The 16,289-nt window shown below is 66.8% G+C and carries 8 protein-coding genes; 7 read left to right on the top strand and 1 reads right to left on the bottom strand.

Annotated elements, in window-relative coordinates; all coding sequences use genetic code 11:
* The coding region (locus FBR05_11380) for a hypothetical protein (GenBank protein MDL1872786.1) at positions 1 to 298 on the bottom strand (298 nt) is incomplete at its 3' end.
* A 4,526-nt stretch (positions 299 to 4,824) separates the two neighbouring features.
* Between FBR05_11380 and FBR05_11375 the strand changes: the two genes are divergently transcribed.
* From FBR05_11375 to FBR05_11345, 7 genes are all read left to right on the top strand, one after another.
* Positions 4,825 to 6,138, top strand: a complete 1,314-nt coding sequence (locus tag FBR05_11375) for a hypothetical protein (protein ID MDL1872785.1) — start codon at positions 4,825 to 4,827, stop codon at positions 6,136 to 6,138.
* Positions 6,139 to 6,179: 41 nt separating this feature from the next.
* Entirely contained in the window at positions 6,180 to 7,520 is a 1,341-nt protein-coding gene (miaB, locus tag FBR05_11370; protein ID MDL1872784.1) for a tRNA (N6-isopentenyl adenosine(37)-C2)-methylthiotransferase MiaB, read from the top strand.
* 13 nt (positions 7,521 to 7,533) lie between these two features.
* Entirely contained in the window at positions 7,534 to 8,028 is a 495-nt protein-coding gene (locus FBR05_11365; GenBank protein MDL1872783.1) for a bifunctional nuclease family protein, read from the top strand.
* Positions 8,029 to 8,033: 5 nt separating this feature from the next.
* Complete coding sequence (locus FBR05_11360; GenBank protein MDL1872782.1) at positions 8,034 to 8,429, top strand: VanZ family protein; 396 nt, start codon at positions 8,034 to 8,036, stop codon at positions 8,427 to 8,429.
* 3 nt (positions 8,430 to 8,432) lie between these two features.
* Positions 8,433 to 8,948 carry a gamma carbonic anhydrase family protein gene (locus FBR05_11355; protein ID MDL1872781.1) on the top strand — a complete coding sequence of 172 codons (516 nt, stop codon included), beginning with the start codon at positions 8,433 to 8,435 and terminating at the stop codon, positions 8,946 to 8,948.
* Between the two features lie 171 nt (positions 8,949 to 9,119).
* The gene (locus tag FBR05_11350) at positions 9,120 to 13,880 is read left to right on the top strand and encodes a hypothetical protein (GenBank protein ID MDL1872780.1); all 4,761 of its coding nucleotides are present in this window, start codon (positions 9,120 to 9,122) and stop codon (positions 13,878 to 13,880) included.
* Positions 13,881 to 14,020: 140 nt separating this feature from the next.
* Positions 14,021 to 16,289, top strand: a 2,269-nt coding sequence (locus tag FBR05_11345; protein ID MDL1872779.1) for a hypothetical protein, incomplete at its 3' end; no start/stop codon positions are given.

The raw sequence follows: 16,289 nt of genomic DNA, 5'->3' as shown, positions 1-16,289 counted from the left end.
CGATATGGTAAAGGTTGTTTCGCGTGGGGATGCGCAGGTCAAAGCCGCCCGAGGCGGTGGGATTTCCCAGCTCGGCAAGAAAACTCGTCAGGCGTTGGTAGTGATTGAGCGCGGGCGCGTCGCCGGCGATCAGGGCGCGCAGGCCGCCCACGTCGGCGGAGCGCGGCGGCAGCGAAGCGCGATCTTCCGGCGCACTGGGCGGCGGCGCTTCGGGAGCGCCGGGCTCGGGTGCGACGGGCGAATCTCCGTTGGAGACCAACGACAGATGGCGTCGGCCTCCGTTACCCGGGGGTGTCATGTCAAAAAACCTCTCCTCGAATGCCAGGAATGCCTGAACCCATTACAAGAAATTTATCGGGGAAATCCAGCGAAAGTTGCAGTGAGGAAGTCGAATTTCTTTAATGCAGCGCGGCACTTACAACTTTCTGTTTTGGGGGAAGGTCCACGGTTGAAAAATGGAGAGCAGCCGGGGTTGGGACTTCGCGGCGAGTTTTCAACGCGGGATGCGATCTGTTGTACCGATTTGGCCTAAAAAAATGACATTGGAGTCTGTTTTATGACGCGCTCCGGCAGGATTCACCCCTTTACAGGGCCCGCAAAACCGCGGTAGGCCTGCGCCGCAAAAATTTTAACAACTATTGAATTCGATTCGCGATAAACCGCTTAAGTAACCATTCGTAGACTTTCGGCTCGCAGGTCGTCATCCCGAAATCTTCCGTTTTTCGGGGCTGACCGTCGCCGCTCAGGCATCGCGGTTTCTCGGCCTGCGTTTTTGAAAAATTCGGTGGGTACCGATTGGAACAGGGCGTTTTTTTTTCGAGGTAAAGGTTCCGCATGACTCCCCCTATTCGTTCCGTCCCAGGCTCGGGCGAACTTTCTCCGAACACGATCACCGATTCGACGCCGCCTCCGCCGGAAGCGGCGCCGGAAGGCAGAAGTCTTCCGCCCGAATCCGGTCCGCGTCTTCCAAGCTTGTTTCGCCCCCGCCCTCTCCTGCAATTGCGTCCCGAATTTCGCAACCCGATGCGCAGCCCGCGTCCCGTCGTGACCTTGGGGGACATTCGCGAGATCTTGATCGAGGACGTCGTCCGCGGGCAGCTGGGGCCCGGCGCTCAAATCGTCCAATTATTAGGATCCTTCCCCGGCCACCTGCACCCCGAACTTCCCGTGTCCCAATGGAACCCCGACCAGAAGCCCGACATCAACGTCGTCGGCGACTCCGAGAGCATTTTGCGCAATCTCCAGCCCTTGATGGGGTGGAGCGATCAGGTTCTCCAAGAGAACATCGAGCGTGCACGCCACGGCATGGTGTATTTCAACATCGCGCCCGGGACCCGCGCGGGCCCCATTCCCCTGAAGCTGGGGGTGCTCGACGCCTGGCACCTCGGCCTGCGGGGCGAGCCCGGCTCCGGAGCGGGGGAGGGCGCTTCCCGGGCGGCGACGCCCCGGGCCGCCGAACCCTATTTCAGCCTGCGCGCCGCGCCCTTGCCCGATTCGCAGAGCTATATCTTTCTGGATCCGGACCCCACGGTGCGCGAGCGCTTCGAAAGTTGGTCCGCCGAGAACAAGGCCCGCTTCCTCGAGCACGCCATCGACACGATGGCCTTCCGCTCCACCTTCCACGCGGAGGATCTGGCGCGGCGCTGGTTCAAACTGTCGTTTCGGGCTTACGAGACCTACCGTACCCTCTTCGAATGGAACAAGGGTCCCAAACAGGCCGCGCGCTACGCGGAATACATGCCGGAGATCCTGGCCCCCGGACTGAGGCGCTACCTCGAGACCCACCGGGACCTGAAGGCCTTCCATCCCCATCTTCCCGGCGTGGACCTGCTTCCCGAGCAGATCACTCCCGACAACGTCATGCAGCTGCAATTCGAGTGGTCGGAGGGCGCACGCAACCCGTTGCTGCGCCTGGCCGCGAGGATCCCCACCTTCCTCGGCATGAACCTCCGCATGGCGCGGCAGACCTTCCGCAACATCGGCAGCAACGGCACCAGCCGGCCCGGCTACCATCGGGTCGATTGGTTCAATTACGGTTTGCGGAAATTCGCCCGGGTCTTCGGCGTCGGCGGCGAGGTCGAGCCGCGGTTATACAGCACCGGGGCCTCCCTATTGGGAAATGAGGCCGAGCGGGTCAACCACAGCTCGAGCCCCCTGCGCCAGATGGTCATTTTGGCCGGATACGATGCCGGCGGCGAGGAGCGTCCCGAGGTCTTCCGGGAGATCGTCCGCTACGCCGAGAGCGAAATCTCGAAGGGCGCCATACCCAATCCGCTATTTCGCGGTATCGAGCCCTCCAAGTTCACCATTCCCGTGCGCGGCGTTCCATCCTTGGCCTTCCAGCTGATGAACGGCCTCATGTCGCCCAGCATTGAGCACATCGTCGTCGTCGGGACGCCGGATACGAGGGTGGTTTTCGACCGTTTTCTCCAATTTTACGCCGACGACATTGCCGCGCGCGGCAAGAGGTTCCACTTCGAGCCGCAGGCCAACACGATGACCGAAGGGCTGCGCGCCGGGCTCAAGGCTTCCCCCTTCCGCAACGAGCCGGTCGTCACCGGCTTCGGCGACAACCCGCTCATCGACATGGAGCGCATCGCCAACCACCCCGAACGGCGCCTGGTGGATTGGATCGTCGCCACCAACTCGCGGTCCCGCCTCCAGCACGACGGGGCCAAGAACTACCACGTCGACGGCCAGAACGAAGGGCTCAGCGATCCGGTCAAGGAGGGCAACGCCTACAGCTATCCCGGCGACCCCAGCCGCGTTCCTTGGGACCTCCTGCAGGCCATCTTCGATTCCCGCAAGTCCATGGCCGACGGCGGGCGCGGGAAAATGAGCATCATCATCGAGACGCTCCACGGCCGCATGGGCGCCAGGTATTTCGACTTCCTGGCTTCTCTAAGCCGGGCCATCCCGATCCGCGGCGTCCGGTATTTGCCGTACCTGGCCTATCTTCCGATGCTCATGCCTCCCACCGACAGCAACGTCTTTTTATGGGACTTCGCCCGGCGCTCTATCCGCCAGCAAGTGGATCGGATCTTTCTCCGCCGCCGGGTTCCGCCCGCGGCCATGGCCCAGGAATTGGCCGAACGCCTGCTGGAATCGCGCCTGAATTGGAAGTCTTCCCTGGCGCCCAACCACAGCGATCCAGGCGGCGTCCTCGACGTCGACGGCGTCTTGGATTTGGCCATCGCCAAGGGCGTCTTGGAAGGAACCGACCGTCCCGAGCGCGTCTACCCGCATTGGGACAAGCTAGCGCCCTTCGCCGAGGCGATCCGCGCCGACCGCGACCGCCTGCCCTCGTTGGAAGGGACCCCGCAGCGCGTGAACAGCCTTTACGAAAGGATCCGGGAAGCGCTGCTGGAGAAGGGATTTTCCGACGAGGTCCTGCGCTCCAAGGGTTTCAACCCCGAGGTGCCTCCCATGTTGGAGGACGGCAGCATCAACCCGCGCTACCTCGAGACCGTCTTCCCGGGCGGACAGTTCCAGTATTTCCGCCAGGCCTGGGAGGCTTATAATCGCCGCGGCGAGCACGCCGCAGGCCTCGAAACCGCCTTCCACGAGCGCGTCGAGGCGACCCGCCCGGTCGACGCGTCGCTGCGGCAGGTCGATTTGATCGAACGCTTTATCTTTTCGCAGCTGAACGCCGATCCCGAGCGCAGCCGTTCTCTGCTGATCGAATGGGATTCGGGGCGGCTTCGCGATTCCCTGCTGAGCGCCGGTAGAGCCCGGCGCGGCGCGGACAGCCCCTTCGTCGAGAACCTCCAGCGCTACCTCGAGGCGAGCACGACCGGAAATCAAGACACCGCCTTGCGCCGCGTCCTCACCGGCTTCCACGCCGTCGACATCCTGCGCCGTAGCACCGCCAACCTGGCGCCCGAGGAATTTCGTTCGGTTTACCCGCAATTGGTCGAGGCCATCCACGACGCCCGCCGGGCCGTGCCCGCGGGCAGCTCGCGGCTGGCCGGGTACTTGGACCACGCGCAGACCACCGCCGACCGCGAGTTCGTCCGCAGGGTCGGCGAGAGCCCGCCGCCTTATCGCAGCCGCGGACTCGTGGGCCGCTTTCTGCCGCACACCAACGCCCGCTCCGCCGTGGAGCGCGAGCGCGCGTCGCGCGCGCCTTCGGCCTCCGCGAACGCAACCCCGGTTCCGGAAAGCGGGCAGGCCGAAGTCCGCGCCGGCGAGACCAACAGCGGCCTGCGGACCGTGGGCTCGGTCTCCGGCGAGATCCTTCGCGTCGATTCCCCGGCCTTCCTGCAGAGCGACCTGGCGCAATTCGCGCGGCGCCTGGGCATCCTGCCTTCCCGCATTCCGCACCTGGTCGCCGCGGCCTCCGGCGCCGAGAGCCGCGCCGAGCTGGGTCGCATCGTCAGCGAGCGCATGACCGTCGAGCGGCTGCGCGAGTGGGTGCAGAGCCCGCAGGGCGAGCGCTTCATGAGCGAGCGCGGCGAGGCCTTCCGCGACACCTTCCACAACAGGCTTCGCGAAGGCGGTCCCGGCCTCGCCGTCGGCCTGATCAGCCTGCTGGGGGCCGAGCAGTTGGCCGACATCGTCGGCCTCGACGCCCGCAACCACCCGCACGAGCGCTTCATGTTCGTCGTGGGCTTGAGCCACCTCACCGGGGTGGGCGCCGGCGCGATCAACGAGGTCTTTCTCAACCGCTCGCTGGGCCAGGCCTTCGGCTTCGTCGAGACCCGCGCCGTGGCGGCGGGCGGCGAGGCCGCGGTCCAATTCACCTACGAGGCGCGCGGCAGCCTGGGACGGGCGCTGTTCGACTCGCTGACCCGCAATTACGGCCTGCGCGGCGGCCTCACCCGCATGACCTTCAACGGCGCGCGGGGCCTGGTCACCATGCCCTTCCGCGCGGCTTGGGGCATGGGCCCGGGCCTGATGGCCTCGGCCATCGTCGACCGGACGATCGGCAGCCAATTCGCCGAGGGTTCGACGGCGCGCCACGCGATCCGCTTCGGCTCTTTCTTCCTGCCCGACATCTACCGGATCGCCCGGGGGAACCAAGCGGCCTTGATCTTCGAGACCCGCCCGATGCGCTGGGCCGGCCGCGCCTTCGCCGCCGGCTTCATCGCCGACATGGCCTTCTCCGGCGTCAACCGCTGGCAGCACGGCTCTTCCGGCGCGGCCACGATGAACATGGTCTATCAGCGCGCCAACGAGCTGCACGACCGCGACGAGGGGCTGCTGCGCGGCGTCGTCGACGGGGCCTTCGAGATGATCGCGCCCCAGGTGTCCGCTTGGTGGGACTCCGTCGAGTTGGACGGCATCGGTTTTAGGCCGAACCGCTACCAGAACGCCGCCCGCGAGGAATTGCGCGCCTTCTCGGTCGACACCACGCGCCGCGCCGACGAGACGCTGCGCCGCCACGCCTTCTTCGGCTCGGGCGGCGCGAGCCTCGATCCGGATTTCTACACGCGGGTCGATTGGGGCTTCCTGCGCGGCGAGAACCGCCTGGAGGACATCCGCCTCCCCGACGGCCGGGAGATCCCGGTGCGCGACATCCTCGACCAGCTCCAGGACCCGACGGTGGCCCGCCGCTTCACCGGCGACCATCCCGAGGACCAAGTCGCCTACATCCAACGCCAATTCCGCGGCTACCGCCTGAGCCGCGCCGAGGTCGAGCAGGCCTTGGACCGCATCTCGCTCCACGCCCTGCGCAACGACCTGGCCTCCTTGAGCCAGTTCGACCTGCCCGAGAACGCCGCGATGCGCGGCCTCTTCGACGAGCGCGGCGCCCTGCGGCCGGGGCAAGAGGGCGCGCTTTTGCGGCACCTCTTCCCCGAACATGCGCCCGCCGAGGCGGATATTCTCGCCCAGCGGCGGGTGAGCCTGGCGCTAAGAATCCTGCAGGCCCGCAGCAGCGGCGACGCCGCGGCCGCGGAGCCCTATCTGGCGGTCGCCCGGCGCATCGGCCTGGCCGACGCGGCGGGCGAGATCGTCGACCCGGCGATCCGCGCCCGCGCCGAGACCGAGCTGGCCTCGGCCCGCGCGCATATGTTGGGCATGGGCGTCGGGGGCGGCGGGACGAACGCCGGCCTAAACCCGCGCCACGCCCTCGCCATGCGCCTGGGCGGGGTCTCCTTCGGCGCGTCCGCTCCGCGATTGACAGGCCACGGCTAAGCCGGGTAGAGCTCGGAATTTAAATATAAATTCCGAAGCTTATGACCGAGAAGTATTATCTGAAAACCTACGGCTGCCAGATGAACGAGCTGGACGGCTCCCAGATGGGGCGCCTGCTCGCGCGGCAGGGCTATGCGCCGACCGAGGATCCGGAAGAGGCCTCGGTGATCCTCATCAACACCTGCAGCATCCGCGAGAAGGCCAGCCAGAAGGTCTACAGCGACGTCGGCCGCTTCCGCTCCCTCAAGCTGAAAAATCCCAAGCTCGTCTTGGGCGTGACGGGCTGCCAGGCCCAGGCCGAGGGCGTGCATCTGCAAAAGCGCTTTCCCTACCTCGATCTCGTCCTCGGCCCCGACCACACCGGGCGCCTGCCCGAGCTGGTCGAGCGGGTGCGGCAAGAGGGCGGCCAGCACCTCGCCGCGGTCAAGCTGGAGAAGCGCGAGGAATACCAGTTTCTCAACCTGCTCCCCGACGAAGAGGAGGGCGCCCACAAGGCCTTCGTCACCATCATGAAGGGCTGCGACAATTTCTGCTCCTTCTGCATCGTGCCCTTCGTGCGCGGCCGCGAGGTCTGCCGCGACGCCGACGAGATCGTCGCCGAGGTCCGCGAGCTCTCCGCGCGCGGTACTCAAGAGGTCACGCTCTTGGGGCAGAACGTCAACTCCTACGGCGTGGGCCGCCACGCCCGCGACCCCAACGCGCTGTCCTTTCCGCGCCTGCTGCGCCGCCTCGCCGAAGAGACCGGCATCCGGCGGATCCGCTTCACCACCTCGCACCCCAAGGATCTCTCCGACGAGCTGATCGAGGAATTCCGCGTCAACGAGAAGCTGGCCTCGCACTTCCACCTCCCCGTGCAGTCCGGCTCCAACGCGGTCCTCGAGCGCATGTACCGCGGCTACACCCGCGAGGAATACGTCGCCAAGGCGCGCCGCCTGCGCGAGGCCCGGCCCGACATCGCCCTGGGTACCGACCTCATCGTCGGCTTCTGCGGCGAGACCGAGGAGGAATTCCAAGCCAGCATGGACTTGCTGGAGGAGCTGCGCTACGATTCGATCTACTCCTTCGTCTATTCGGAGCGGCCCAAGACGACGGCGGGCCTCTACTTCAAGGACGACGTCCCGGAGGCGGTAAAGCAGGAGCGCCTGCAGCGCCTTCAGGCCTTGCAAAACCGCATCGGCTGGGAGAAGAATCGTTCTTACGAGGGCAAGGACCTAGAGGTCCTGGTCGAAGGCCCTTCCCGCAGCGGCGACACCTACGCGGGGCGCAGCTCGCAGAACCACGTCGTTCATTTCGCGGGGACGGAGGCCGACGTCGGACAAATCGTGAAGGTGAGGGTGACCCACGCCGGGGCCAATTCCTTGATCGGAGTCAAACATGACTGAGGACAATGCGCCGCTGATCCGGATGAAGGTGACGGGGCTGACCATCGACCCCTTCACCAACATGCCGATCATCATCCTGAAGGACTTCGAGGAGAAGATGGCGCTGCCCATCTGGATCGGTCTCATCGAGGCCTCGGCGATCGCGACCGAGCTCGAGAAGATCCAGCTGGCCCGGCCCATGACTCACGACTTGCTGCGCAACATCCTGGGCGAGCTGGACGTCAAGGTCTCGAAGGTCGAAGTCAACGACCTGGCCGACAACACCTTCTACGCCAAGATCTTCCTCAAGAAAGACGACGAGGAGATCGTCATGGACTCGCGGCCCAGCGACGCCATCGCCCTGGCCCTGCGCACCTCCTCGCCGATCTTCGTCGACCGCCGGGTCATGGAAAAATCCCGGCGCATCGACCTGTCCAAGACCCTGGACGAGGACAAGGCCAAGCAACAGAAATGGACCGAGATCCTCGAGAACCTCTCGCCCGAGGATTTCGGCAAGTACAAGATGTAGGTCCCATGAAGAAATTTTTCAAAAATTGGGGGCCGGTGCTGGCCTACTTCGGGTTGATCTTTTTCGTTTCCTCGCGCCCCGTCCAGGTCGGCGCCGGCGTCGACAAGCTGCTGCACGTCCTCGAGTACGCGGCGATGGGCTTTTTGACCGCGCGCGGGATCATGCTCACCTGGGACCTGCCGCGGGCCTGGGGCGTGGCCGCTGGCGCGGGCCTGGCCGGGCTGTTGGGCGTGATCGACGAGTTTCACCAGTATTTCGTGCCCGGTCGCGACGCCTCGCTTTATGACGGCCTGGCGGACCTGGTCGGCGCGGTCCTGGGGGCTTTGCTCTTCGTTTACCTGGGCGTCCTGCTTTACCAGAGCCACAAGCTCTACCCGGACGCCCATGACAAGTGCTGCTGAGGCATGATCCATCCTTACCAAGACAAATGGCCGACGCTCGGCGAAGGCGTCTTTCTCGCGGAGGGGAGCCACGTCATCGGCGACGTGACGCTGGGCGAGGGGGCCTCGATCTGGTTCAACACCGTGGTCCGCGGCGACGTCTTTCCCATCCGCATCGGCCGCAAGACCAATATCCAGGACAATTGCACGATCCACGTCACCGGCGGCGTCCATGCCGCGACGATCGAGGATGAGGTGACGGTCGGGCACCGGGTGATCCTGCACGGCTGCACGGTGCGGCGCCGCGCCCTGATCGGGATGGGCTCGGTGGTCTTGGACGGGGCGGAGGTGGGGGAGGAGAGCCTGATCGGCGCCGGCTCGCTGGTCACGCCCGGCACCGTCATCCCGCCGCGGGTCCTGGCCCTCGGCTCGCCCTGCAAGGTGATCCGACCCCTGCGCGAGGAGGAGATCACCGGCTTGGCCCTGTCGGCTGAGCATTATTTTGACTTGGCGCAGCAATATCTTCTGGGCCGGAAGTAAGGCCCCGCTTCGCAAATAATTTCTGTGCAGAACTCGAAAAAATCTTCCCTTTTTTTTCCGGATTGAATAATCCCTCACAACTCTCAATTTTTTTTGTCGAGAGATTTCCATATCGATCCTAAATATTTGGTTTTTTCGTAGGGAGGCGGGCGGATTTTTCGCCGTCCGCAGATGATGACCGATTTTTCTCAACGGATCCTCGGCGGGGGTGCAGCCGTTTCGGGTGAGACGTCGCGGGAGGGCCTGCGGGCCGCTTCCGGGACCGCGTCCGCGCACGTCGCCGTCCTCGCGTCTCTGCTGGACCAAATCGGTTTCGCGGCGCCGGAAGGCGCGGCGGGCGCGCATCCCTTCCGTGAAGCCCTCTCCGGCGGCGCGGCCGAAGACCTGCGCGGCGCCTTAAGCCGCCTGCGAGCCTCCGATCGTGCGCGGCTGGCCACGCACCTGCCCGAGGCCGCCCTTCAAGAGCTTCTTTCCATTTCCCAAGAAAGCGATCCGGAGCTTTTCGCCGAGTCGCTGTACCAATGGGCCCGGCGACAGGAGGCCGAGGACCGACTTGACGCCGCCGGCTTGGTCTACGGCACCTTCGCCCAGCGCGAGGCGGGCGGGGACTATTTGCTGGCCGGCGCCGGCGAGGGGCTGCGGACCCGGGCCGCCCAAAGCCTCGACGCGATTCTCGGGCGCGGGGCCGCGGGGCCGCGCGCGGAATTCCTGCTGCGCCGCCTGGCCCGCGAGGCCTCCAATCCGGTGATGATCGCCGGCATGGCGACGGGGAGCTTCGTCTTTTCCACCGCGCGCACCGCCATCCTTTCGCGCCTGTTGGCCGCGCCGACCCGCTCCGTCCTGGGCGCCCGGGCCCTGGCCTCCACGGGGGCCTTCCTGCTCGAGGTCCCGGCCTTCTGGGCGACGACCAAGGGTCTGAACGAGGCCATCGCGCCCGGCAGTCAGCGTTGGGACATGGCGACCAATGCCCGCGAGCTGGCGGGCCTGGGCCTGACGCTGGGCGCCCTCAAGCTGAGCGGCCTGGCGAGCGGCGCCCTGTCGCGCCGCCTGGCACGGAGCCCGAACCCGCTGGAATGGAGTGCCGGTGAACGCCTGGGCCACGGGTTGCTCCAGCAGGGCGGGATGCTGGCCGGTATCATGGCCGGGCACCGACTCGAGGAGGCGGTGGGCTTGCGACCGCACCTGGACGGCGCCACCGCCTTGATCGATTCCCTCGGGATGCTTCTGCAGTTTCACGTCGGCGGCCGGCTCTCGCAGACCGCCTTGGGCCCCGGATTTCAGGCCTACAGCCGTGAGTTGGAGACGCGAAGCCGCCGGCTCGAGGGTATGGCCCTCGCGGAGTTGGCAGGACGCCTCCGCGGCGGCCTCGGCGGATCGGGGCCTTCGACCGGCTTTGGCGCGCCCGTTTATGCGATGGCGATGAGCGGCGCGGGCGGCGGTCGCGGCCCCTCCGGGCCTCGCCCCGGCGAGCTTCCGCCCGGGGTGATGGCGATGATGGGAGGGGAGGGCTCGAAGGTTTCGAACCCCGTGAACCCCGCGCGCGAGCGCGGGATTCGCATCGACGTCCCGCCCGCCCTGCCCGAGCGCACGGGTCGGACCCAAGACGACTTGTTCGCCCCGCCCTTGGGCGCCGACGAGATCCTCCAGGCCGTTCGCGAACTGCCCATCCATCTGGAGATCACCTCCCGCCTCGAGTCGCGCACCGGCGAGTGGGCCCGGACCAGCGACGCCGACTTAGGCAATGCGGTGGGCGAGGCCCTCGAGGCGAGACTCGGCGAGATCGCCCGGCACCCGACCTACGAGTCCCTGCGGGCCTTGGCGGAGCGCCCCTTGCTGGAGACGGATTTCTCCCGCGTGCCCCGCTACGAGACCCTGCCGGAGGAGCTGCGCGAGGCCCTGGATTCGGCCGCGGACCTGATGCAGATCACGCAGTACGCCCTGCGCTCGAACCAATTGGAGATGTTGGACGCCGCGCGGGAGCAACTCCGGCCGGAAAGCCAGACCGTCTACCAGGAATTGCTGACGGTGATTCGCCTGCTGAAGGGCCCGCGGCTGGCGATGCCGGCGGGCGACATCGCGCGCGGCGACGAAGTGATCGGTCCCGATTCCGCGGTCCTGTCCCACGGCGCCGGCGCCATGTCGTCGTGGCTGCGGGTGATCAGCCGTCGGGTGGTGCCCGGAGGACTGCCTTGGTACGCGCGGCTCCTCGCCACCGAGGCCAATTACAGCGCCGTGAAGAGCCTTAGGACCACCGGCAAGAATCCCTTCATGTCGCCGGCGATGAGCCATAACTTCGAGGGCGACGTCCCCATCGAGCCGGTCTACTTCAACGCCCAGGACCTGGCCAACAGCGACGCGGTCGCGCGGACTCTGTATCGAACGGTGCGGGTACAGATGCTCAACGTCCCCGCCAAGGCCCTTCCCGAGATCCTCACGGAGTCCTTCGTCAGGCAATTGCCGGAGCGCGCGATACTGATCTCGGCGATCGGCGGGGTGGTCGAGCCCAAGGACGAGGCCCCGCAGTTCCCCAGCGATTTCGTCCGCGAGCGCCTGGACCGCCACGGGCGGGGCGACGTCGAGATCGTGAGCCTCTCCGGCTATGTCCCCGCCGACAAGCTCTGGTCCGGCGAGCGGGTCTCGATCAGCCTCTCTGCCAGAGAGGATGAGGCCAATCCCGGCGCGCCGCGCGAGGCGGCCCGGCTGGTCGCCCGGCTGCTGGCCGGCGACACGATGAGCAACGACTACGTCACCGCGACGCTGTCGCATTGGGAGCGTTCGTCCAACGTCGGCAAGGTATTGAAGAATGTCTTCACCCTCGAGGCGGGATGGCGGGCGGGCCGGATCGCCCGCGAGGTCGTCGAGGCCCAGCAGGGCCTGGCGTCCGACAGCCCCCGTTATCGCGAGCTGCAGGATTTGGGCCGAGGCCGCTACGCCGAGGCGCGCGAGCACATCAAGGACATGATGCGCTCGGTGCTTTTGAACAACGAGGGCGTGAAACCCCGCGTGGCCGATTACAAGCCCGAGGTCTGGATGGATTTCGACGAATGCGCGACTATCTACTTCGACAACCTGGTCGAACTGTTCCGTCGGGCCCGCCGCATGAGCATCCGCGAGGCCAGCGCCGACGACATCCACAACCTGCTGAAGACCGAGGTCTTCGAGGCGCCCCGCGATCGGCGGGTCGCGACGACCCGCAACCCGCGCTACGGCATCGCCCGGGCCCTGCACGAGATGCTGGTCGAGCACGGCCTGCCCTTCCGCGACTACAGCGAGGTCGGCCCCAACGTCACCGTCGAGGGGCTGAACAGCCTAGACCCTATTTTGAGGCTCTATCACAATCCGCGGCGCGACATCGAGCAGCGCCGCTTGCCAGATGCCGTCTACGAGCTGCACGAGCGGGTCTTTGGCAAGCGCGTGGAGCGCCCGCCGGAGATCCGCGAATACCTGCGCTGGGCGGTCGACCGCCAGCCCCGGACCGCCGAGGCCCGGGGCATGCAGGCCGTCCTCCGGGACACCGGTATCAATCCCGTCCGGCTCCGGCAGGCCCTGGAGGGGAGCGACGAGCGCACTTTGGCTTTCCTCGGGCGCGAGCTGCGGCGCTTGAGCGTCTACCACGCCCGCGTCCAACACGCCCGCCGGGCGATTCGCACCGGCGCGGCGGAAAACACGGAGGAGATGTCCGGGGAGATGCGCGAGCGCGAGGCCCTCTTGCAGCGTCAAGTCGAGTTTGTCCGACAGTTGAAAGAGGCGGCGCTGCGCGGGCAATTCGTCTCCGCGCTCCGGATCCCCCGCCCGATCGGGCCCTACGAAAACGCCTTCGAGATCGTGCGCCGGGACGCCGAAGGCGAGCGCCCCACCCATCAGGTCTTCGTCCGCCTCAACCTGGACGAGGCCCTGAAGCGCCTCACGCAGCTGGGGATGCTGCTGCGCCGCTTTCCGCCCGAGAATCCCGTCGAGATCGACATTCGCATCCCCGAGTCCGCCCGTACCCCCGAAAACATCCACAAGCTCTTCGAGCTCGAGCTGACCGGACGGGAGATCGTCCGCGCCTTCCAGTCGCAGCGGCCGGGCAGCATCCGCCTGAGCATCGACCGCCGCAGCACCGAGAGCGAGGCGTCGCTGCGCCACGAGCCCCCCTCGGACGCCTTCTATCAATCCCTGGAGCCCCTCGCCCGGTGGGTCTTGAAGCGCGCGTCCGGCGAGGCGGTCCGCCGGGAGGAAGTCCGGGCCTTGCTGCGCAGCCCCCGCCACGAGACCAACGGCGTGACCGACCGTCTCCTCTCCGAGGGCAACGGTTGGGTGATGCTGCTCACTCCTTCCGAGGGTCCGATCCAGTCAGGGATTCGCACGATGCTGACGCGCCCGGAAAAGTCCACGCTGATGGGGATATACTCGGGGGACCGGCTGGTCGATACCTTCGCGGTCTATCGCTACGATGCGGGGGAAGCTCGGATATTGTCCCACCGCCTGTTGACGGATTTCCGCCGCTCCCTCGCGGACAGCTGGGGCTACCAAAACTTGAGCTCGGTGGATTTCTTCCAAGGCCTGCCCGTCGAGGAGTTCATTCGCGACTACCAAGAGTACGCGCGGCGCGAAAATATTTCCGTCACCGAGGTCCGTCCCATTCCGCTGCGTTCCACCCCCGTCGAGGAGGCCTTGATCGGAAGGAATCCGCAGATCAATCCGGCCATCCTGAAGGTCTACCTCATGCTTTCCGGGGAGAGGGGCGAGGCCTTGATCCGGGCGAGCGACCCGCTCTACGAGCTGCCGCCCGAGGAGGCGCGGAGCCGCTTCGCCGCGCTCGCGGAGCCCGCCCTCCGGGAGTTCTTCCCGGAGGACGCCCCGGCCTTGCACAACAACCCCCTCTACTTACTCTACCAGAAATTCGGCTTTCAGCCGGGGGTCAGCCCCCTGCGGTCGCGGCCGGAATAATCCCCACAACCCTTGGCAAAAACCGCCGATATAATAAAGAGTTAGCCTGCATTTTTCGGAACGGGTCACGGTGAGGACATGCCGGATATTATCCATGAATTTCATGGGCTTATTTCGGCAACGGTAAACCAGGGCATGAGATGACGGAGCTCCCGCGCAACTTGTTGGATCGGGGCCTGCCCGCCTTTGGGTCGGGTTGGGGGCTTGCCCGCGCGTCCACGGCCCGGTCCGAGCCTGCCGCAGGCCCCGCGGCCCTGGCCTACCTCCTCGACCAGCTCGCCTTTCCCTCTGAAGCGGCCGGCCCCCTGCGGCAGGCCTTGCAGACGGGGGAGGCCCGCGACCTCGCCTCGGCTCTGGCCCGCCTGAGCGCCGCCCAGCGCGACCGGCTTCGTTCGCAGCTTTCCGGCTCCTCCCTCGAGGAGCTGATCGCGATCTCCCGCGAGAATGACGGCCCACTCTTCGCCGAGGCTCTATTGCTGTGGGCCCAGCGGGAAGAGGTTGCGAACCGCCTTCCGACGGCCGGCCTGGTCTACCAATTTCTATCGCAGCGTGAAGCGGGGGGAGAGTTCTTGCTCCCCGGCGCGCCCGAGGCCCTGCGTCGCCGCGCCACGGAGCGGCTGGACGCGATGCAAGGCCGCGGGGCCATCGGCAACCGCGTCGAGTTCCTCAGTCGCCGCCTGGCCCAGGAGGCCTCCGACCCGGTGATGATCGCGGGTATGGCCACGGGCAGCCTTGTCTTTTCGACCGCGCGTACCGCCTTTTTGTCGCGCCTGCTGGCGACGCCGGGGCGCTCGGCGGTCGCGGCGCGCGCCCTGGCCTCTACCGGCGCCTTCGCCCTCGAGGTCCCCGCCTTCTGGGCGACGACGAAGGGCCTGCACGAGGCGATCGCGCCCGGCAGCCAGGCCTGGGACCTGCGCAGCAATCTTCGCGAAATCTCCGGCCTCGCCCTGACCTTGGGCGCCCTCAAGCTGAGCGGCGCCTTGGCCTCCGGCCTGTCGCGGCGCCTGGCCTCCACGCCCAATCCGGCCCTGATGGGATCGGGCGAGCGCTTGGCCCACGGCGTCCTGCATCAAGGCGGGATGCTGGGCGGCATCCTGCTCGGACACCGCCTGGAGGAGGCCGCGGGCCTGCGCCCGCACGTCGACGGCGCGACGACGATGGTCGATTCGCTCGCGATGCTGTTGCAATTCCACGTCGGCGGCCGGCTTTCGCACCATGCCCTGGGGCCGCGCTTCCAGGCCTACACCCAAGATCTCGAGATGCGCGGGCGCCTGCTCGAGCAGCAGGCCTTGGCGGAAGGCCGCGCCCGCATGGGCGCCGGGCTGAGGGACTTCTTCGACGGCGGCGCGGCGGGCGGGCTTGTCCCGGCCGCGGCGACTGCGGGGACGGGACGCGGCCGGCGCGGCGCCGACGGGATGGCGGAGGCGCGCAGCCACATCGCGATGATGTCGATGGATCCGGAGGGGCCGCGGGACGGCGCCGGTTTCACTATGGAGCTCCCGGCCCCCGCGGGGACGGCTCGGCGCGCCGCGCAGGAGCCCAAGGCGACCTTACCCGAGCGCCGGGGCAACACGGTCGACAGCCTGAACAACTTGGTGGACCGCTTCGAGCCCGAGATCGCCCCGCCGAAGCTGATTCGGCTCCTGCCGGAGCCGGTGCAGGCCGAGATCCTTCAGCAGATACGCTTCAGCCGGGAGAATATCGGGCAGATCAACGAGCAGCATTTCGGGCGCGGCTTGGGTCTGGCCCTCCAGGCCCGCATGCGGGAGATCCACGAGGGGCTCTCCAGGCTGTCCTTAAGCGAACCGATGGAGTTGTTGCCGGAGAATTTGCAAGGGGCCATCCGCGCGGCGGACGAAATGGTCAACGTCGTCGAGTACCTGCCTCGCTCCAACCAGCGCCGCATCCTGAACACCCTGTGGGAATCCGTGGATCCCGATATTTTCGTCTCTTATCCCGAATTCAAGCGGGTCTTAGTCGACCTCTTGGGTCCGCATTTCGCCCCGCCTTTAGGCGAGATTGCGCGGGGTTCCGAGGTGCTGCAGCCGCACCAGGCCGTCCTCTCGATCGGCTCGGGCGACATGATGGGCCTTTTGGCGCTCTACCGCCACCAGATCCGCCCGGGAGGCCATTCTTGGCGGACGCGGCTCTTCGTCAACGCGCGCCAGCCCCAGGTCGCCAACGAGATCAACGAGCACGGCACCTACGAGGCCAACACCAACCTGCGCGGCATGCAGATCAACTACGCGCAGGACCCGAAGATTGTCGCCGTCGGGCCCCAAGGCTACGAGGGCATCACGCGGGAAATGCTGCAGCGGACCGTGCGTCTGCAACTGCTCAACGTCCCCAGCGACAAGCTCCATGAGGTGCTTACGCCCGAGTACATCCGGGGCCTGCCGGAAAACGCCG

Source organism: Deltaproteobacteria bacterium PRO3 (assembly GCA_030263375.1).
GTDB lineage: Bacteria > UBA10199 > UBA10199 > DSSB01 > DSSB01 > DSSB01.
Note: the sequence above shows the minus strand (reverse complement) of the source record. Positions and strands in the feature narration are given on the sequence as shown.